This window comes from Herbaspirillum sp. DW155, from assembly GCF_037076565.1.
Lineage (GTDB): Bacteria > Pseudomonadota > Gammaproteobacteria > Burkholderiales > Burkholderiaceae_D > Herbaspirillum.
Genome location: NZ_AP029028.1, coordinates 1,482,346 through 1,501,629, shown reverse-complemented (window position 1 = coordinate 1,501,629; position 19,284 = coordinate 1,482,346). Strand labels below are relative to the sequence as shown.

Annotated in this window: 16 protein-coding genes; 8 read left to right on the top strand and 8 right to left on the bottom strand. The window is 63.1% G+C overall.

The window, feature by feature from the left end; genetic code table 11:
- Positions 1-96: 96 nt before the first annotated feature.
- From AACH55_RS06735 to AACH55_RS06725, 3 genes are all read right to left on the bottom strand, one after another.
- Positions 97-3,012, bottom strand: a complete 2,916-nt coding sequence (locus tag AACH55_RS06735) for a DNA translocase FtsK (RefSeq protein WP_338718656.1) — start codon at positions 3,010-3,012, stop codon at positions 97-99.
- A gap of 156 nt (positions 3,013-3,168) precedes the next feature.
- Positions 3,169-3,738, bottom strand: a complete 570-nt coding sequence (locus AACH55_RS06730) for a DNA-3-methyladenine glycosylase I (RefSeq protein ID WP_338718655.1) — start codon at positions 3,736-3,738, stop codon at positions 3,169-3,171.
- A 30-nt stretch (positions 3,739-3,768) separates the two neighbouring features.
- Positions 3,769-4,782 (bottom strand): serine/threonine protein kinase, encoded by a 1,014-nt coding sequence (locus AACH55_RS06725; protein ID WP_338718654.1) that lies wholly within the window; start codon positions 4,780-4,782, stop codon positions 3,769-3,771.
- Positions 4,783-4,909: 127 nt separating this feature from the next.
- Here AACH55_RS06725 and AACH55_RS06720 point away from each other — a divergent pair, with 127 nt between their 5' ends.
- Entirely contained in the window at positions 4,910-5,605 is a 696-nt protein-coding gene (locus tag AACH55_RS06720; protein ID WP_338718653.1) for a UPF0149 family protein, read from the top strand.
- Positions 5,606-5,702: 97 nt separating this feature from the next.
- On the opposite strand, the gene orn is transcribed toward AACH55_RS06720, so the two are convergent.
- Entirely contained in the window at positions 5,703-6,272 is a 570-nt protein-coding gene (gene orn, locus AACH55_RS06715) for an oligoribonuclease (protein ID WP_338718652.1), read from the bottom strand.
- A 174-nt stretch (positions 6,273-6,446) separates the two neighbouring features.
- On the opposite strand from orn, the gene AACH55_RS06710 reads away from it, so the two are divergent.
- The 3 genes from AACH55_RS06710 to rsgA are packed head-to-tail and all read left to right on the top strand — an operon-like array spanning position 6,447 to position 9,102.
- A complete protein-coding gene (locus tag AACH55_RS06710) occupies positions 6,447-7,739 on the top strand; it encodes a M48 family metallopeptidase (RefSeq protein WP_338718651.1) in 1,293 nt (430 codons plus the stop codon).
- A 59-nt stretch (positions 7,740-7,798) separates the two neighbouring features.
- Entirely contained in the window at positions 7,799-8,155 is a 357-nt protein-coding gene (locus AACH55_RS06705; RefSeq protein WP_338718650.1) for a 4a-hydroxytetrahydrobiopterin dehydratase, read from the top strand.
- Positions 8,155-9,102, top strand: a complete 948-nt coding sequence (gene rsgA / locus AACH55_RS06700) for a ribosome small subunit-dependent GTPase A (RefSeq protein ID WP_338718649.1) — start codon at positions 8,155-8,157, stop codon at positions 9,100-9,102. Before AACH55_RS06705 ends, rsgA begins: the two co-directional genes overlap by 1 nt.
- 36 nt (positions 9,103-9,138) lie before the next feature.
- Here rsgA and AACH55_RS06695 read toward each other — a convergent pair whose 3' ends face one another.
- Positions 9,139-11,343: a TonB-dependent siderophore receptor gene (locus AACH55_RS06695; RefSeq protein ID WP_338718648.1), complete on the bottom strand. Its 2,205-nt coding sequence runs from the start codon at positions 11,341-11,343 to the stop codon at positions 9,139-9,141.
- 340 nt (positions 11,344-11,683) lie between these two features.
- Here AACH55_RS06695 and argF point away from each other — a divergent pair, with 340 nt between their 5' ends.
- From argF to AACH55_RS06680, 3 genes are all read left to right on the top strand, one after another.
- Entirely contained in the window at positions 11,684-12,598 is a 915-nt protein-coding gene (gene argF / locus AACH55_RS06690; protein WP_338718647.1) for an ornithine carbamoyltransferase, read from the top strand.
- 69 nt (positions 12,599-12,667) lie between these two features.
- On the top strand, positions 12,668-14,002 hold the full coding sequence (argG, locus tag AACH55_RS06685; protein WP_338718646.1) for an argininosuccinate synthase: 1,335 nt from the start codon (positions 12,668-12,670) through the stop codon (positions 14,000-14,002).
- A gap of 49 nt (positions 14,003-14,051) precedes the next feature.
- Positions 14,052-14,366: a pyrimidine/purine nucleoside phosphorylase gene (locus AACH55_RS06680; protein ID WP_145606412.1), complete on the top strand. Its 315-nt coding sequence runs from the start codon at positions 14,052-14,054 to the stop codon at positions 14,364-14,366.
- Between the two features lie 84 nt (positions 14,367-14,450).
- Here AACH55_RS06680 and murB read toward each other — a convergent pair whose 3' ends face one another.
- Positions 14,451-15,482 carry a UDP-N-acetylmuramate dehydrogenase gene (gene murB / locus AACH55_RS06675; protein WP_338718645.1) on the bottom strand — a complete coding sequence of 344 codons (1,032 nt, stop codon included), beginning with the start codon at positions 15,480-15,482 and terminating at the stop codon, positions 14,451-14,453.
- A 135-nt stretch (positions 15,483-15,617) separates the two neighbouring features.
- Here murB and AACH55_RS06670 point away from each other — a divergent pair, with 135 nt between their 5' ends.
- Positions 15,618-16,103, top strand: coding sequence for a YajQ family cyclic di-GMP-binding protein (locus AACH55_RS06670; protein WP_338718644.1), 486 nt, complete (start codon positions 15,618-15,620; stop codon positions 16,101-16,103).
- An 82-nt stretch (positions 16,104-16,185) separates the two neighbouring features.
- Here the strand turns inward: AACH55_RS06670 and aroG are convergent, their stop codons facing one another.
- Together aroG and tldD are read right to left on the bottom strand one after the other, a co-directional pair.
- Positions 16,186-17,259: a 3-deoxy-7-phosphoheptulonate synthase AroG gene (gene aroG / locus AACH55_RS06665; RefSeq protein ID WP_338718642.1), complete on the bottom strand. Its 1,074-nt coding sequence runs from the start codon at positions 17,257-17,259 to the stop codon at positions 16,186-16,188.
- A gap of 552 nt (positions 17,260-17,811) precedes the next feature.
- Entirely contained in the window at positions 17,812-19,272 is a 1,461-nt protein-coding gene (tldD, locus tag AACH55_RS06660) for a metalloprotease TldD (RefSeq protein WP_338718641.1), read from the bottom strand.
- Positions 19,273-19,284: the final 12 nt, after the last annotated feature.

The window sequence follows — 19,284 nt, the reverse complement described above, 5'->3', positions numbered from 1 at the left end:
CAGGTCGCATGACCTGCCGGACTGATCGCCTCGCGTGATCAAAAAAAATCGGCGGGCCTGCAAGGGTCCGCCGATTTTCTTTTGGTGCTGCGCTTTTTATTCTTCGCCACCACCCGAGGGCGGCACCAGGATATCGCGGCTGCCATTGCGCGACATGGCCGAGAGTACGCCGGCCGTTTCCATCTGCTCCACCAGCCGCGCCGCGCGGTTGTAGCCGATGCGCAATTGCCGCTGCACCGAGGAGATGGAGGCGCGGCGCGTCTTGAGCACGAAGGCCACCGCCTCGTCGTAGAGCGGATCGGATTCCGCATCGCCGCCCTCGCCACCGGCGAACATGTCGGCCTGGACCGTATCTTCGGAGATCGGCGGGGCCAGGATTTCTTCGATGTAGCGCGGCTCGCCGAAGGACTTCAGATACTCCACCACGCGGTGCACTTCCTCATCGGACACGAAGGCCCCGTGCACGCGCTGCGGATAACCCGAGCCCGGCGGCAGGAACAGCATGTCGCCGTGACCCAGCAGCGATTCGGCGCCCATCTGGTCCAGCACGGTGCGCGAGTCGATCTTGGAAGAGACCTGGAAGGCCACGCGGGTCGGGATGTTGGCCTTGATCAGGCCGGTGATCACGTCCACCGAAGGACGCTGGGTGGCCAGGATCAGGTGGATGCCGGCCGCGCGCGCCTTCTGCGCCAGACGCGCAATCAGTTCTTCCACCTTCTTGCCGACCACCATCATCAGGTCGGCCAGTTCGTCGATGACGATGACAATCGTAGGCAGTTTTTCCAGCGGCTCGGGCGCATCGGGCGTGAGGCTGAAAGGATTGGGAATCTTCTCGCCGCGGGCAGCGGCCTCGTCCAGCTTCTGGTTGTAGCCGGCCAGGTTGCGCACACCCAGTTTGGACATCTTCTTGTAGCGGCGCTCCATCTCTTCCACCGCCCAGTTCAGCGCATGGGCCGCTTCGCGCATGTCGGTCACCACCGGCGCCAGCAGGTGCGGAATGCCTTCGTAGATCGACAGTTCCAGCATCTTGGGATCGATCATGATCAGGCGCACTTCCTCGGGCGTTGCCTTGTAGAGCAGCGAGAGGATCATCGCATTGATGGCCACCGACTTGCCCGAACCGGTGGTACCGGCCACCAGCATGTGCGGCGCGCGCGCCAGGTCGGTCACCACGGGCGTGCCGGTGATGTCCTTGCCCATGGCAATGGTGAGATGCGAGGCAGACTTGCGATAGGCCTGCGAATGCACGATCTCGGAAAGCTTGATCATCTGCCGGCGCGCATTGGGCAACTCCAGACCCATGCAGGTCTTGCCCGGGATGGTCTCGACCACGCGGATAGAGGTCAGGCCCAGGGCGCGGGAAAGATCCTTCATCAGGTTGACCACCTGGGCGCCGCGCACGCCTTGCGCGGGCTCCACTTCGAATCGGGTGATCACCGGACCGGCCTCGGCGCCCAGCACCGTGACCGGCACCTTGAATTCGCGCAGGCGTTGTTCGATCAGGCGGCCGGTTTCCTGCAATTGTTCGGGATCGACCTCGATGCGCGATTCGGGGACTTCATCGAGCAGATCCAGCGAAGGCAACGGGATGTCGACGCAGCGTTCGTCGTGGTAAGCCTCGCGGGCCATGGTCACGGGCTGCACATCGGCCGGCGCAGCATCGGGCATGCGCACCGTGAAGGAAGGGGCCGGCTGCGGTTGTGGCTCAGGATCGGGGAGCATGTCGAACCAGGGCGCGTTGAAGGTGCCGAGGTCGATCGGCTCCTGCACCGGCTCCGGGGCCACTGCCTCAGCTGCGGCCGGTGGCAGCATGGGCGACGGCGCAATGGCCGGGGCGTCCGGCTGCTGCGGCTGGGCCTGCGGTGCCAGCGGCATGATGGGCTGCGGCGGCGCGGCGGGCGCAATCTGCTCGGAAGCATCGTTCTGCTGCAAGGAACGCATCAGGCGCGTCGGCACCACATCGGCGCGCTCGGCCGGCTTGCTGGGGGCGCTTCCCGGCGCGGCGGCACGGCCCACGCTGCTGATGCGGATGCTGCGGGTGGCTTGCGCCGCGGGCGCGGGCGCCGGGGTGCCGCGCGCAATGGAGGGCGGAATCGGACGGATCGGCGGCGTCGGCGTGACCGCGCGCGAGAGGCTGGCATCGGCCGCCGCACTGGCAGCCGAGATGGCCCGGCTGGCGGCCGCGCGGGCCAGCATGGCTTCGGTCGGACGCAGGCTTTCAAAGGCAGCCCATTCGGATTCGGGACGCGGCTTGGCGGCGGCGCCGGTCTGGCGCGGATTGAGCGAAGGCCACTTGCCGCCCTGCCCCGTCCCGGGGGTGGCAGCCTGGCTGTTGCGATGGCCGCCAGTCAGGGCCGACAGCGGCACTTTCCAGTCGTCGCGCGGGGCGCCTTCGGCCGGGCGCTCGGGTGCCGGTGCGGGCGTCAGGCGTGCCGGGCGGGGACGCGGAGCGAAGGGTGAGGCGGCCGGCGCACGGCCGGCCGAATTGGTGGAGCTAACGGAAGAAGCACGCGGCATCGGCGCGCGGCGCTCGGCCCCTGCGGGGAAACTGCTGCGGGCGGCGCCGGCACTGCCGTGATGGCTGCTCATGCGCACCCGTTCACTCTCGATGCTGCCCCGGCGCGGCGGGCCCAGCTCCAGTTCCGGATGATCATCGTGCGCAGCCGCTGCGCCTCGCCCGAACATGGCGCCCAGCAGCCATTTCAGCCCCAGCGCCAGCAAACCCAGCATCAGTACGGCGGCGATGCCCCGGCTGATCTTGCCGCCCAGGGCATCCATCAGGGCGGCGCCGACCAGGGCCGCACCCGGCCCCTCGTCGCCCGTGACCAGTTGCGAACGCACCAGCGACTCCACCGCACTGCTGGCCCCCAGCAGCAACAGGCTGCCGCACCACAGGCGAATGGCGCCGCGCCCCCCGAAGATGGACTTGCGGCCGAGCGCGCGCGCCACCGTGCGCAGCAGCAGCGGCAGCAGCCAGAGGACCGACCAGCCAAACCATTTGACGAAAATCATGCTACTCCCAAACTTCACCGGCCTGGCAAGATGCCAGCCGGCCTCGTGACTTCATGCGGTGCAACGCGATGCTGCACCGCAGGCTGCGAGTGTAAACCAAACCTGCTTCCTGCCGCCTGACGATGGTCCGTCTTTTGGTACAGAGCCCCTCGCGCCTCAACGGCCGTGGCAATGACAATCGGCTATGTGGTCGTTGATCACGCCCACGCCCTGCAGATAGGCATAGATGATGGTGGAACCGACGAACTTGAACCCGCGCCTGGCCAGGTCCTTGGAAATGGCGTCCGACAAGGGCGTCTTGGCCGGACAATCCGCCAACGAAGTCCAGCGGTTGACGATGGGCTGGCCATCGACCTGGCCCCACAGGTAGGCATCGAGCCCGCCCACCTGCTCGCGCAGCATGAGATAGGCGCGCGCATTGCCGATGGTGGCCGCCACCTTCAGGCGATTGCGCACGATGCCGGGATTGGCCAGCAGCTGTGCCACCTTGCGTTCGTCGTAGCGGGCGATCTTCTCGGCATCCCAGCCGTCGAAGGCCTCGCGGTAACTGTCGCGCTTGTTGAGCACGGTCTCCCACGACAGACCGGCCTGAGCGCCTTCGAGGTTCAGCATCTCGAACAGGCGGGTTTCATCGTGGCAAGGCACACCCCATTCATGGTCGTGATAGTGCACGTAACGGGGATTGGCCAGGTTGACCCAGCCACAGCGGACAGGTGTTTGCGTCATGTTGCGGTATTTTCTTTCATATCGCCGGAATCAGACCGGCCATAGCGGCGGCTCATCCATCAGCGCGATCTGTTCGCGCAGCTCGAGGATGCGGTCTTGCCAGTAACGTTGGGTATTGAACCAGGGAAAGGCCACCGGGAACGCCGGGTCATCCCAGCGCCGCGCCAGCCAGGCGCAATAATGGATCAGGCGCAGGGTGCGCAGGGCTTCGATCAGGTACAGCTCGCGCGGCTCGAATTCGCAGAAACTTTCATATCCGGCCAACAGGTCGGCCAGCTGCCCGACCATTTCGCGGCGTTCGCCCGACAGCAGCATCCACAGATCCTGCACCGCCGGGCCGCTGCGACTGTCATCGAAATCGACGAAGTGCGGGCCGGCGTCGGTCCACAAGACGTTGCCGACGTGGCAATCACCATGCAGGCGCAGCGTGCGCACCTCCCCTGCCCGCTCGTAACAGCGCCGCACGCCTTCGAGTGCCTGCTCGACCGTAGTGCGCCAGGCCGTGGCCACGTCCATCGGAATGAAATCATGGGCCAGCAGCCAGTCACGTGGTTCTTCACCAAAGCTGGCGATGTCCAGCGCCGGACGCGCGCTGAACGGGCTGCGCATGCCGACCGCATGGATACGGCCGATGAAGCGGCCCAGGCGTTCCAGCGTGTCGGCATCGTCCAGCTCGGGGGCGCGGCCGCCGTGGCGGCGGAACACGGCGAAGCGAAAACCGGCATGGCGATGCAGCGTGGCGCCGTTCTCCAGACACATGGCCGGTACTACCGGCACCTCTTCGTCGGCCAATTCCTGCGAAAAAGCGTGTTCTTCGAGGATCTGTTCATCACTCCAGCGCAAGGGGCGATAGAACTTGGCCACCAGCGGCGGGCCGTCTTCCATGCCGACCTGGTAGACGCGGTTTTCGTAGCTGTTCAGGGCCAGCAGGCGGCCGTCGCCATACAGGCCCACGGCGTCGAGGGCGTCGAGCACCATGTCGGGCGAGAGGGTGGCGAAGGAAGTGGCGTCGGGAAGATCGGCAGATTGGGCGGGGGAATTCATCTGTCTATTGTACTGTCCGCCAGCCCCGGCGCCCCATCAGATTGCAGGCTTGCCGCCGGCAACACTCGCGCCCCCGGCGCAATGCCTTTACACTCCTGCCTTTAGTAATGTCATTGGACCCATCATCATGCATCTCGACCAGCCCCTTTCCGACGCCGAATTCGACGAACTCGACGACTTTCTCCTCTCCGATCGCTGCGCCGACGATGTGATGACCATGGACACCCTGCACGGCTACCTGACGGCGCTGGCCATCGGCCCGCAGGAAGTGCTGATGGCCGAATGGCTGCCGCGCGTCTGGGGCAGCCGTCCGGAAGACACCCCCAAGTTCAAGAACGGCAAGGAAGCCGAGCGCATCACCAGCCTGATTGCGCGCACCATGAACGAAATCGCCATCACCTTCGAAGTCGCCCCCAAGGAATATGAACCGCTCTTCTGCGAGCGCGAGCACGAAGGCAAGCCCCTGCTGGATGCAGAAGCCTGGGCCTGGGGTTTCTGGGAAGGCATCCAGCTGCGCGCGGCACAGTGGGACGAAATCTTCCACTCCAATCTGGCACCGCTGATGCGCCCCATCTATCTGCTGGGCTCGGAAGAACTGGAAGAGGAAGAAACCAGGCTCATCGACGATCCGGTCAAGACCCACAAGCTGGCCATCGAGATCGAAGCGGCCATCCCGCACATCCACCGCTACTGGGCGCCCAAGCGCAAGTCGGCGGTGGAACAGGTGCAGCGCGATGCGCCCAAGACCGGCCGCAACGATCCCTGCCCCTGCGGCAGTGGCAAGAAATACAAGAAATGCTGCGGCGCAGATTCGGAAGAATGAGGTAAAACGCCCCATGAAAAAGGCGCGCCAGAAGCCGGGCGCGCCTTTTTCGTTCATATAGGGCCGATTTTGCTGCCAACCGCCCTGCTGGCGTGAATCACTCCTTGATGAAGTGCTCGCGGTAGTAGTTCAGTTCTTCGATCGATTCCAGGATGTCGGCCAGGGCGGTATGCATCTGGCGCTTCTTGAAACCGGTGGCGATTTCGGGCTTCCAGCGCTTGCACAGTTCCTTCAGGGTCGACACATCCAGGTTGCGATAGTGGAAGAATTCTTCCAGCTTGGGCATGCCGCGCACCATGAAGCGGCGGTCCTGGCAGATGGAATTGCCGCACATGGGCGACTTGCCGGCCGGGACGTACTGCTTCAGGAAGGCGATGATCTGCTGTTCGGCATCGGCTTCGGTGACGGTCGATGCCTTGACGCGATCGATCAGGCCGGAACGGCCGTGGGTGCCCTTGTTCCAGGCGTCCATGCCGTCCAGCAGCTCGTCGGACTGGTGGATGGCCAGCACCGGGCCTTCGCCCAGCACGTTCAGTTCAGCATCGGTAACCACCACGGCCACTTCGATGATGCGATCCTTGTCCGGATCCAGGCCGGTCATTTCCATATCGACCCAGACCAGGTTCATTTCATTGGGCCGGACAGGGACGGCGGGGGCTTGTGACATAATTCTTCCTTATTGATGGGATGGGGCATGGCCCCATCTACTGCAGGGTTCATTGCCGGGTTCGCGCGCCCGGTGGAGGCCGGGCGGCATGGCCTTCAGTCCTGCCGGCGGCGCCCACCGGGGGCGGCAGCGGACTTGAGCCGTGACCGTCCGCCATTTTCGCACAGGGAAAGCATGTCTTCACTTTCGTTTTCGGTTTTGTTCGTCGTCTTCCTGGCCATCAGCCTGGGAGTACGCTTCTGGCTGGCCTCGCGCCACATCCGCCACGTGATCGCCCATCGCGCCGCCGTACCGGCCGAGTTCGCCGAGAAGATCCCGCTGTCGGCCCACCAGAAGGCGGCCGATTACACCGTGGCGCGCACCAAGTTCGGTCTGGTGACGCTGCTGATCAACGCCGTGGTCCTGATCGGCTTTACCCTGCTGGGCGGACTGCACTGGCTCTCCAGTGTGCTGCTGGGCTGGACCGGCGGCCCGGGCATGCTTTACCAGATCGCGCTGGTGGCGGGCTTCGGGATCATCTCGGGGGCGGTCGATCTGCCTCTGGACTATTACCGCCAGTTCAGGCTGGAAGCCGGTTTCGGCTTCAACAAGATGAGCCGCGCGCTGTTCTTCACCGACATGATCAAGCAAACCCTGCTGGGTGCGGTGATCGGCCTGCCGCTGCTGTGGGTGGTGCTGACGCTGATGGAAAAGGCCGGCGCACTCTGGTGGTTCTATACCTGGATCGTGCTGTGCGCCTTCCAGCTGCTGATGCTGGTGATCTATCCCAGCTTCATCGCGCCGCTGTTCAACAAGTTCACCGCGCTGGAGGATGACAGCCTGCGCAGCCGCATCGAGGGTCTGATGCAGCGCGTCGGCTTCGCTTCCAAGGGCTTGTTCGTGATGGATGGGTCCAAGCGCAGCGCGCATGGCAATGCCTATTTCTCGGGCTTCGGCGCGGGCAAGCGCATCGTCTTCTTCGATACCCTGCTGGCGCGCCTGGCACCGCATGAGATCGAAGCCGTGCTGGCCCATGAGCTGGGCCACTTCAAGCTCAAGCACATCGTCAAGCGGGTGGTGGTGATGTTCGGTCTGTCGCTGGCTTTCCTGGCGCTGCTGGGCTATCTGAAGGGCCAGACGTGGTTCTATACCGGGCTGGGCGTGGAGCCGCTGCTCATGGGCAGCAACGATGCGATGGCGCTGATCCTGTTCATGCTGGTGCTGCCGATCTTCACCTTCCTGTTCTCGCCGCTGTCCTCGCTGTCTTCGCGCAAGCACGAGTTCGAGGCCGACGCCTTCGCTGCCCAGCACACCCGTGCCCAGGATCTGGTCTCGGCGCTGGTCAAGCTGTATGAAGACAATGCCTCCACCCTGACGCCCGATCCGCTGCACTCGGCCTTCTACGATTCGCACCCGCCGGCGTCGCTGCGCATCCAGCACCTGCAGGGTGCGATGGCCGCTACGCCCGCAGCGGTCGGCACTCACTGATATTTTTCATCGCATTCAGGGCGGGATACATGAACTATCCCGCCTCTCAGGAGAACCCCATGAGCATCACCGCAAGCACTCTCGCCGCTGCCCGCTGCATCCAGCCCATCGAAGCCTTGGATGAGGCCGCCATCGCCGGCCACCTGGCCGCCCTGCCCGACTGGAAGATCGACGGCGGCAAGCTGGCACGCACGTTTGCCTTCGCCGATTATTACCAGACCCTGGCCTTCGTCAACGCAATCGCCTGGATCATCCACGCCGAAGACCATCACCCGGAACTGACCGTCACCTACAACCGCTGCAGCGTGAAGTTCGACACCCACAGCGTCAATGCAGGCCGTGGCGGGTTGTCGGCCAATGACTTCATCTGCGCGGCCAAGGTCGACGCCATTTTCGCCCAGCGCGCCCCGGCCTGATGGGAGTCCGCAAGCAAGGCGCGCGCGGCGCGGCGGCAGGACCGGCGGCCAGCAAGGCCGCGCTGGAACCAGGCCTGGTGATTGCCGCCCACGGGCGTCACTATCTGGTGCAGGCAGCTGAACAAAAACTCAATTGCGTCACCCGTGGCAAGAAGAGCGACGTGGCCGTGGGCGACCAGATCCGTCTGGCGCGCACCTCGGCCGACCAGGGCGTGATCGAATCCATCGATGAGCGCCGCACCCTGCTCTATCGCTCGGACCAGTACAAGTCCAAGCTGCTGGCGGCCAATGTGGATCAACTCTTCATCGTGGTGGCGACCGAACCGAGCTTTTCGGATGATCTGGTCTCGCGCTCGCTGGTGGCAGCCGAGTCGGCCGGCGTGGCGGCGCACCTGATCCTGAACAAGACCGACATCACCGAAGCCCTGCCGAAGACGCGCGAACGCCTGCAGGTCTATGCGCGCCTGGGGTATCCGGTCCACGAAGTCTCGGCCAAGGCCCAGCCGGACGAAACGCGCGCCGCTTTCATGCCGCTGTTGGCCGGCAAGAGCACCATCCTGATCGGCCAGTCGGGCATGGGCAAGTCGTCCATCATCAACCTGATCGTGCCGGACGCCGACATCGCCACCCGCGAAATCTCGGCCGCGCTCGATACCGGCAAGCACACCACCACCTTCACCCGGCTGTACCAGATGGAGCAGCAGGCCAGCATCATCGATTCGCCGGGCTTCCAGGAGTTCGGCCTGTACCAGCTCTCCGAAGGCATGCTGGAACGCGCCTTCCGCGACTTCACGCCGTATCTGGGCAAATGCCGCTTCTACAACTGCCACCATCTCAACGAGCCGGGCTGCGCGGTGCTGGAGGCGGTGCAGGCCGGCCAGATCGCGGCCATGCGGCACCAGCTGTATGCGCAGCTGGTGCATGAATCTTCGCAGACCTTGTACTGAACCGGAAGGCCGTTTCCTGCCGGCCACCGCGCCCGGTCAGAATTTGTAGGCCGCCGTCAACACCAGCGCACGCGGCGCACCCGGCACGATCTGCGAGACACCGGTGGCGCTGACATAGTAGCGGCGGTTGGCCAGGTTGGTGGCCGCCAGCGTATATTCGGCGCGCGCCAGGCGATAGCCCAGCAAAGCGTCCCAGCGGGCATAGCCGGGCAGTTCGAGCAGGTTTTCGCGATCGGCAAAGCGCGCGCCTTCATAGACCACGCCGGTCTGGCCGAACCAGCCTTGCGGTTGCGCATAGGAGATGAACAAGCTGCCGTTACGCGCCGAAACACCCGAGGGGCGCTTGCCCGCCAGTTGTGCCTCGGCCCGCACGACCCGGGAATTCTGCTGGGTCCAGCCGCCGCGCACGAACCAGTGGCGCGCCAGTTCCCCTGCCACGCTCAACTCGATGCCGCGATTGCGCTCCAGCCCGGTCTGGCTGAATACCTCCTGCTGCACCGGATCGCGCACGAGGCGGTTGTAGAGTTCCAGTTCGAACCAGGCCAGGGTGGTGCTGATCCGGTGCTGGAACCAGTCGCTCTTGACCCCGGCTTCCAGCTGACGGCTGAATTGCGGACCCAGGTCGTTGACGTTGCCCTTTGCCGCTGGCGTGATACCGATCACATCGCCGCCGACCGGCGCGTAGTTCTTGCTCCATGACGCATAGAGGTGATGATCCGGCAGCGCTTCCCACACCGCGCCGATGCGCGGACTCAGCGCATTGATGGAGCGCTCGCTGTGCAGCCTGAGCAGGCCGTTGCGCGAGTCCACCTCGAAGTGATCCCAGCGCAATCCCACCAGGCCCTTTACACGCCCGCCCAGGTCGATCTGGTCTTGCGCATACAAACCGGTGGTCTTGACCTTGTGATAGTTCATCTGCCAGGGCTCGGGACGGGAGCCTGCATTGTCGTGCTGGTCAGGATCAGTCAGGGATACCGTGCGCGCCGAACCCATCCACAGGCGCGGCTCGCGCTTTTGCCAGCCGTATTCGGCACCGGCCAGCAGCTGGTGCCCTATCCCGCCCGTGGCGAGCTTGCCCAGCACTTCCAGGTTGGCCTGCACGTTGCGCTGCTGCAGGTTCTGCTGGAAGCGGCTGCGCTGCACGCGGCGCAGATCGCGCCCGGCGCTCACGAAGGGCTGGCCGACGAAGGTATTGTCGAAGTCGCTGTTGAGGTCGAACACGCTGACCATCTGACGGATGCTCCAGTCCGGCCCGATGGTGCGCGTGAAGGTGGAGCGCAGGCTGAGGCTGGTATCGCGGATGAAGTCCCGTCCGGCTGCGCCGAAGAACGTGCGATCCGAGGCCACCGGCAAGGCATAGCCGCTGGCCGCCCCGTTGCGCGTGAGGGCCGTCACCCGCGCCGGTACGCCGCGATCGGGCACGCGGTCGAATTCATCGTAATCGGCTTGCAGCAACCAGCTGTCGCGGCCCGATTCCCACTTCAGCGCAGGCGCGAAATATTGGCGCGTGCCCCGCACCTCTTCTCGGAAGTGCGGTTCATGTTCACGTCCGGCATTCATGCGCAGGGCCCATTGCTCGCCCAATGGCCGGTTCCAGTCCAGCGCCGCGCCCTGCTGACCCCGGCTGCCCCAGGTGGCCGACGCCTGGCCGAAGACTTCCCGCGTGGGTTGCTTGCTGATGCGGTTGATCACGCCGCCGCCACTGCCGCGTCCATACAGCACGGCGGCCGGTCCCTTGAGGATCTCGATGCGCTCGATGTTGCCCAGGCTGCGCACGTATTGGGCATCATCGCGCATGCCATCCAGCAAGGTGTCGCCGGCATTGGAGAAGCCGCGAATCCGGAACGCATCGAAGCGCGTATCGGAAACATTGGAAATGCCCGGCACCCCCGAGAGCGCCGCCGCCAGGCCACGTCCGCCATATGCCCTGACCTGTTCGGCATCGACTGCCTGCACCGTCTGCGGCACCTCGCGCACATCGGTGGCAGTGCGGGTGGCGCTGCCCAGCGGACCGGGACGGGGATCGTGCGTGCTGCGCTGGCTGCGCACTTCGATCACTGGCAGACGCGCGGATTCATTTTCCTCGCGCTCGCCGGCAGCATCGGCGGCTGACGCGGGCACCGGCAGCGAGAACAAGGCGGCGATCAGCGCCGCCGGCAGTGTGCGCAGCCTGGGAGAGGCAGCGACGGTTTGAGTACGCCAACCGTGCGGCTGGCGCGAAAATGAGGATGAATACGACATGACGAGCATTCCTTTCAGGCAACAGAAAGGCGCCGATTCTAGTCGCGCAAATGACAATAATTCTCATTTATATCGTGACATTGGCTGACCTGCCCAAATCAGTCAGCGTTTCTCGATAAAGATCGAGCCGAGTTTCGAAATATTTCTTCACGTGATTCGAATGAATTCGAAACGAACACTTGGTCACTCGCGCAGTTCTTCCTATTTGGCCCAAAGCCACGCCTGTCGAGGGGTTTCTTTTGAGCAAGTACTGCGGGTATCTTTTTAAGCCGAATCCCTTATAATCTAAGGAGTTAACGACTATCGGCGGCAGGCGCCACACTGGCCGCCGTTTTTATTTATGGCAATCAAACACTACCTTCAGTTTTCCGACTTTACGCTTGATGAATACGAGTACGTGATCGAACGTTCCCGTGTGATCAAACGTAAGTTCAAGAATTACGAGCCCCATCACACGCTGGCCGATCGTACCCTGGTGATGGTGTTCGAAAAGAACTCGACCCGTACCCGCCTCTCCTTCGAGGCCGGCATGCACCAGATGGGCGGTGCGGCGATCTACCTCAACACCCGCGACAGCCAGCTTGGCCGTGGCGAACCGGTAGAGGATGCGGCGCAGGTGATGTCGCGCATGTGCGATGTCATCATGATCCGCACCTACGGTCAGGAGATCATCGAGCGCTTTGCCAAGCATTCGCGCGTGCCGGTCATCAACGGCCTGACCAACGAGCAGCATCCCTGCCAGGTGCTGGCCGATGTGTTCACCTACATCGAGCATCGCGGCAGCATCCGGGGCAAGATCGTGGCCTGGGTCGGTGACGCCAATAACATGCTCTATTCGTGGCTGCAGGCAGCCGAGGTGTTCGGCTTCCATGTCAACGTCTCCACCCCCAAGGGTTACGACATCGACCCGGCACAGGTCTCGCCGGGCAACAAGAACTACACCTTCTTCGCCGATCCGGCCGATGCCTGCCAGGATGCCGATCTGGTCACCACCGACGTGTGGACCAGCATGGGCTACGAGGCCGAGAACAATGCCCGTCTGAAAGCCTTCGATGGCTGGATCGTGGACCAGGCCAAGATGGCGCGTGCCAAGAAGGATGCACTCTTCATGCACTGCCTGCCCGCCCATCGCGGCGAGGAAGTGGCCGCCGAAGTGATCGACGGCCCGCAATCGGTGGTCTGGGACGAGGCGGAAAACCGCCTGCACGTGCAGAAGGCCCTGCTCGAATACCTGGTGCACGGCCGCTTCGATTAAGCCACGCCGCCGCCCTGCTCTACTGCAAGAATCACGCTCAACACTTCACTTCATCGCAACGTCAAGATCATGTCCAACATCCTGCAATCCGTCCCGGTCAATCAAAAAGTCGGCATCGCCTTCTCCGGCGGCCTCGATACCAGCGCCGCGCTGACCTGGATGCGCCAGAAGGGCGCCATTCCCTACGCCTACACCGCCAACCTGGGCCAGCCGGATGAGCCGGACTATGACGCCATCCCCAAGAAGGCCATGCAATACGGTGCCGAACTGGCGCGCCTGATCGACTGCCGCGAACAGCTGGCCAACGAAGGCATCGCCGCCCTGCAAAGCGGCGCCTTCCACATCTCCACCGCCGGCATCACCTACTTCAACACCACCCCGCTGGGCCGCGCCGTGACCGGTACCATGCTGGTGGCTGCCATGCGTGAAGACAACGTGGACATCTGGGGCGACGGCAGCACCTACAAGGGCAACGACATCGAGCGCTTCTATCGCTACGGCCTGCTGGTGAACCCCAACCTGAAGATCTACAAGCCCTGGCTGGACAGCACCTTCATCAACGAACTGGGCGGCCGCAAGGAAATGTCCGAGTTCATGATCAAGTCCGGCTTCGACTACAAGATGTCGGTGGAAAAGGCCTACTCGACCGACTCCAACATGCTGGGCGCAACCCACGAAGCCAAGGATCTGGAATACCTCAACAGCGGCATCAAGATCGTGCAGCCCATCATGGGCGTGGCGTTCTGGCGCGATGACGTGGAAGTGAAGGCCGAGACCGTCACCGTGCGTTTCGAAGAAGGCCGTCCGGTCGCCATCAACGGCAAGACCTTCGCCAGCATGACCGAGCTGATCCTGGAAGCCAACCGCATCGGTGGCCGCCACGGCCTGGGCATGAGCGACCAGATCGAGAACCGCATCATCGAAGCCAAGAGCCGCGGCATCTACGAAGCCCCGGGCCTGGCCCTGCTGTTCATCGCCTACGAGCGCCTGGTTACCGGTATCCACAACGAAGACACCATCGAACAGTACCGCGACAACGGCCGCAAGCTGGGCCGCCTGCTGTACCAGGGCCGCTGGTTCGATTCGCAGGCCATCATGCTGCGCGAAACCGCCCAGCGCTGGGTGGCGCGTGCCATCACCGGCGAAGTGACCGTGGAACTGCGTCGCGGCAATGACTACTCGATCCTCAACACCGAGTCGCCCAACCTGACCTACCACCCGGAACGCCTGACCATGGAAAAGGGCGAAGGCAGCTTCTCGGCCATCGACCGTATCGGCCAGCTGACCATGCGCAACCTGGACATCGCCGATACCCGCCAGAAGCTGTCCATCTACCAGAACACCGGCCTGCTGGACACCAGCACTGCGGTGTCGCTGCCGCTCTTGGGCAAGGACGAGAAGTAATCTCCGCTGGATTCCTATTCACTGTTCACTGTTTAATGGAAGCGATTCGATGAGCACCCAATTCGACAACGTTACCGTCCTGAAAAAGGGCAACGTCTACTTCGACGGCAAGTGTGTCTCGCACACCGTGCTGCTGGCCGATGGCAGCAAGAAGACCCTGGGCGTGATCCTGCCCTCGACGCTGAACTTCAGCACCGGCGCGCCGGAGATCATGGAAATCAACGGCGGCAGCTGCCGCGTGCGCTTGAAGGGCGAAGAAGCCTGGAACACCTATGCTGCAGGCACCACCTTCAGCGTGCCGGGCAATTCCAGCTTCGACATCGAAGTGACCGAGACCCTGGATTACGTCTGCCACTTCGGCTGATCTGACCAGCGCCAGCGCCTCAACGAAAAAGCCGTCCGGTAGCGATACTGGACGGCTTTTTTACCTCTTCATACGGGAGCTTGGCTAGATGAAGACCGGTTCCGGCTCCAGCTGCACGCCGAATTTTTCCTTCACATCCTCCTGGATCGCCCTGGCCAGCCTGGCGACTTCCGCCCCCGTGGCACCGCCCCGGTTGACCAGCACCAGGGCCTGTTGTTCATATACGCCTGCACGCCCCATGCTCTTGCCCTTCCAGCCGCAGCGGTCGATCAGCCAGCCGGCGGCGAGCTTGTAGTGATCGTCATCCACACGATAGCTGACCAGGTTGTTGTATTGCGCCAGCAAGGTATCGCGCAGGCGGGCCGGCACGATGGGGTTCTTGAAGAAGCTGCCGGCGTTGCCGATCTTCGCGGGATCGGGCAGCTTGCGGGTGCGGATGGCGATGACGGCCTCGGCGATTTCAGCGGGCGTCGGCTGGTTAATGCCGCGCTCCTGCAGGGCCTGGGCCACATCGGCGTAGTTGACACTGGCTTGCCAGCGCCTGGGCAGGGCGAAGCTGACGTCCAGCACCACGGCGCGGTCGCGCAAGTCCTGCTTGAAGATGCTGTCGCGGTAGCCGAACCGGCAGGCCTCGCGGTCCAGCGTCAGCAGTTCGCCGCTGATCAGGTCGAAGGCACGCAGACTGTGGAAACGGTCCTTGATCTCGATGCCGTAGGCGCCGATGTTCTGAATCGGCGCGGCACCGACGCTGCCGGGGATGAGTGAAAGATTCTCCAGTCCGCCCAGGCCCTGTTGCAGCGTCCACTGGACGAAGGCGTGCCAGTTCTCCCCGGCGGCGGCGCGCACGTAGATGAAGTTATCGTCCTCGCCGGTGATGTCTATTCCCCGGTTCTGCATATGCAGCACCAGTCCGCTGAAGTCTTGCGTCAAGAGCAGGTTGCTGCCGCCGCCCAGCACCAGGCGCGGCAGGGCCATCAGCGTGGCATCCTGACGCAGCGCGTGGAGGGAGTCGATGCCCTCGACGGGCAGGTAGGCATGGGCCAGCGCCTCGATACCGAAGGTATTGAGGGTGCGCAGGGAAACGTCGTACTGGACGGGAAGTGAAGAAGTGCTCATAGGGCTGGGATTATAGCGCCCGCGCGCGGCCGGTCCGCTGTCAGTGCAGCGGCGATGGCGGCGGGCACGCCACTCCGTTAGAATCACGGCTTGGACGCCGGCCTTCGCCGGCTGCAAGAACATAAGGAACAAGCCATGCCCTCATTCGATACCGTCTGCGAAGCCAATCTGGTGGAAGTCAAGAACGCCGTGGACCAGGCCAACAAGGAAATCTCCACCCGCTTCGACTTCAAGGGCACTGACGCCCGCGTCGAGCAAAAAGAGCGCGAGCTGACCGCCTATGCCGACTCCGATTTCCAGTTGAGCCAGGTGCGCGACGTGCTGACCAACAAGATGACCAAGCGCAACGTCGATGTGCGTTTCCTGGACGAAGGCAAGATCGAGAAGATCGGCGGCGACAAGGTGAAGCAGGTCATCAAGGTGAAGAATGGCATCGAAAGCGATGATGCCAAGAAGATCGTGCGTGTCATCAAGGACAGCAAGATGAAGGTACAAGCCAGCATCCAGGGCGACGCCGTGCGCGTGACCGGCGCCAAGCGCGACGACCTGCAGGCGGCCATTGCGCTGCTGCGCAAGGAGATCAAGGATATTCCGCTGGAGTTCAACAACTTCCGCGACTGATAGCCTGATCCCTGCTACGGAGCCCACAAAAAACGCCGGCAATCGCCGGCGTTTTTCATGGTCGTTCGTGATCTACTGAACTTCAGGCGGCATCGCGCTCATCGCCCACCAGACGCCGCTGCTTGACCGAATCGGCCAGACCCTGCAGCACTTGCAGGCTTTCTTCCCAGTTGATGCAACCATCGGTGATGGACTGGCCATAGGTCAGTTCCTTGCCCGGCACCAGGTCCTGGCGGCCAGCGACCAGGTGCGACTCCACCATCACGCCGACGATGCGGGTGTCGCCACCGGCAACCTGGCGGCCGATGTCGGCGCAGACCGGGATCTGGTTTTCCGGTTTCTTGGAACTGTTGGCATGCGACGCGTCGATCATCAGGCGCGCGGCCAGGCCGCTCTTGGCGATGTCCTGGCAGGCGGCTTCCACGCTGGCGGCATCATAGTTGGGCTGCTTGCCGCCGCGCAGGATGATGTGGCAATCCTCGTTGCCTGCGGTGGAGACGATGGCCGAGTGGCCGCCCTTGGTCACCGACAGGAAATGGTGCGGCTGCGAAGCGGCCTTGATGGCGTCCACGGCGATCTTGACGTTGCCGTCGGTGCCGTTCTTGAAGCCCACCGGGCAGGACAGGCCAGAGGCCAGCTCGCGGTGCACCTGCGACTCGGTGGTGCGGGCGCCGATGGCGCCCCAGCTGATCAGGTCGGCGATGTATTGCGGGCTGATCACGTCCAGGAATTCGGTACCGGCCGGCAGGCCCAGCTCGTTGATGTTCAACAGCAGCTCACGGGCCGCGCGCAGGCCGTCGTTGATGCGGAAGCTGTTGTCCATATAGGGGTCGTTGATCAAGCCCTTCCAGCCGACCGTGGTGCGCGGCTTCTCGAAGTAGACGCGCATGACGATTTCCAGTTCGTTCTTGTGGCGCTCGCGCTCCACCACCAGGCGGCGTGCATATTCCATAGCGGCCTTGGTATCGTGGATGGAGCAAGGGCCGATGACGACCATCAGGCGGTCATCCTGGCCGTGCAGGATGCGATGCAGCGCGGTGCGGGCTTCGGCGGTGGTGCGCTCGACCTTTTCGGTGCAGGCGAATTCGCGGATGAGATGCGAGGGGGGGACCAGTTCTTTCATTTCTCGGATGCGAAGATCGTCAGTGCGCGGCATTTTTTTCTCCTGGAGTGCTGCAATTATTCAGCTGGGAACTTGACCAAAAAAAAAACCGCCATCACTGGCGGTTTTTTAGGAAATCGGTTTTGTCTTTTTACGAACGCTTACCGCTTTTCACCGCCGTGGGGCTGGAATAGCTAAAGTAAAAATAAAAGTAAGCGCGGGCGAAAGACATATCTGGCGTCATGGGTTAAGTGAAGCAGGCATTCATAGTGCTACAAATCAGGGGCTTTGGCAAGCAACAAGACGAAATCGACATGCTGCGCTGCAAATGCAAATTTTATTCATCAAAGAACAGTTTGATGAATAATTATTTCTAAAATTGCAGAACAATAACGCCGAAACACAATAAAAAATCTACCCCCACGCAAGCCTTGCCCGCCCTGCATCCCCCTTCCACCTGTAGCATTCCTGCAAAAAAAGTGAATATTTGATCTGACCGCGTTGTTTCACCCCGCCTCCGGACGTCATATTCCCGCCCCCTAAATGAAAAAACCGCCGGTCAATGAGACCGGCGGTTTTCACAAGAAACGATACAGAGATGAACGATCAGGCAGTACCGCCCACCGTCACCCCATCCAGGCGCAAGGTCGGTTGCCCCACCCCCACCGGCACGCTCTGGCCTTCCTTGCCGCACACGCCGACACCGGAATCCAGGCGCATGTCATTGCCGATCATGGAGACGCGGTTGAGCACATCCGGACCGTTGCCGATCAAGGTCGCGCCCTTGACCGGATAGGTGATCTTGCCATCCTCGATCATGTAGGCCTCGCTGGCCGAGAAGACGAACTTGCCATTGGTGATATCCACCTGGCCACCGCCGAAGTTGACGGCATACAGGCCATTCTTGACCGAGGCCAGGATCTCGCCCGGGTCCTTGTCACCGCCCAGCATGTAGGTATTGGTCATGCGCGGCATGGGCAGGTGGGCGAAGGATTCGCGGCGGGCGTTGCCGGTGACGTCCATCTTCATCAGGCGGGCATTCATGGTGTCCTGGATGTAGCCCTTCAAGATGCCGTCTTCGATCAGCGTGGTGCACTGGGTCGGGTTGCCTTCATCATCGATGTTGAGCGAACCGCGGCGGTCAGCGATGGTGCCGTCATCGACCACCGTCACGCCCTTGGCGGCGACGCGCTCGCCGATGCGGCCCGAGAAGGTGGACGAGCCCTTGCGGTTGAAGTCGCCTTCCAGGCCGTGGCCGATGGCTTCGTGCAGCAGGATGCCGGGCCAGCCGGGGCCGAGCACCACGGTCATGGGGCCAGCCGGGGCCGGGCGCGAATCCAGGTTGACCAGCGCGGTGGCGACCGCTTCGGAGGCATACTTTTCCAGCAGGGTCTCGGAGAAATAACCGTAGTCATAACGTCCACCGCCACCGCTGCTGCCCATCTCGCGACGGCCGTTCTGTTCGGCGATCACGGTCACCGACACCCGCACCAGCGGACGGATGTCAGCCGCCAGCACGCCATCGGCGCGTGCCACCAGCACCACGTCATATTCACCGGAAAGGCTGGCCATGACCTGCTTGACGCGCGGGTCCTTGGCGCGGGCGATGCGTTCGATGCGTTCCAGCAGCTGCACCTTGGCCGTGGCATCCAGCGAAGTCAGCGGATCATGCGGCAGGTACAGCGCACGACCGCCGGCCGGGGTCATGGCGCCGGCCACCTTGATCTTGCCACTGCCCTGGCGGGCGATGGTGCGGGTAGCGGCAGCGGCGTCCAGCAGGGCCGATTCGGAAATCTCGTCCGAATAGGAGAATGCCGTCTTGTCGCCCGACACGGCGCGCACGCCCACGCCCTGGTCGATGGAGAAGCTGCCGGTCTTGACGATGCCCTCTTCCAGGCTCCAGCCTTCGCTCTTGGTGAACTGGAAGTAAAGGTCGGCGTAATCCACCTTGTGCGTGAACATGCTGCCCAGAGCCTTGAGCAGCTTGGATTCGTCCAGGCCGAAGGGAGTCAGCAGCACGTCGCGCGCCACTTGCAGGGCGCCCATGTTGGGTTCAAATAATTTCATAGCGTCTTGTCG